The following is a 392-nucleotide window of genomic DNA, read 5'->3' as shown; positions in this document are numbered from 1 at the left end:
TTTTAAAGAGTATTTGTCAAGTTTTCCCTTTTTTTATTCATTAATCGGTAAAATAAATATACCATAAAAATAAAATTTATCAGTATCGTTTCAATTAAATTGATAAAATATCAATTTTATGGTAAAATTTATTGATTTTAAAGGAGAATTACTATGGAAAATGTAGGAAAAAGATTAAAGAGTTTGAGAGAAAAGTACAAATTTTCTTTGGAAGAAGTGGCTAAAAAGATAAAATCATCTGCTGGAGCTATTTCAAGATATGAAAATAACGAGAGGAAAATAAATAGTGAAAGTTTAATTAGACTGTCAAATTTATACAATGTTTCACCTGAATACATATTATACGGTATAAATAAAGATTCTAACAATTTAGAATCATCTATTATATCGTT

1 protein-coding gene is annotated in these 392 nt (G+C 23.2%); it reads left to right on the top strand.

The window, feature by feature from the left end; genetic code table 11:
- Positions 1–153: 153 nt before the first annotated feature.
- A partial coding sequence (locus HMPREF1552_RS10750; RefSeq protein ID WP_021745228.1) for a helix-turn-helix domain-containing protein occupies positions 154–392 on the top strand: 239 nt, incomplete at its 3' end.

It is taken from the genome of Leptotrichia sp. oral taxon 879 str. F0557 (assembly GCF_000469385.1).
In the GTDB taxonomy this organism is placed as follows: Bacteria; Fusobacteriota; Fusobacteriia; order Fusobacteriales; family Leptotrichiaceae; genus Leptotrichia; species Leptotrichia mesophila.
The sequence above is the reverse complement of the archived record's forward strand: the minus strand, read 5'-3'. Positions and strand labels throughout refer to the sequence as shown.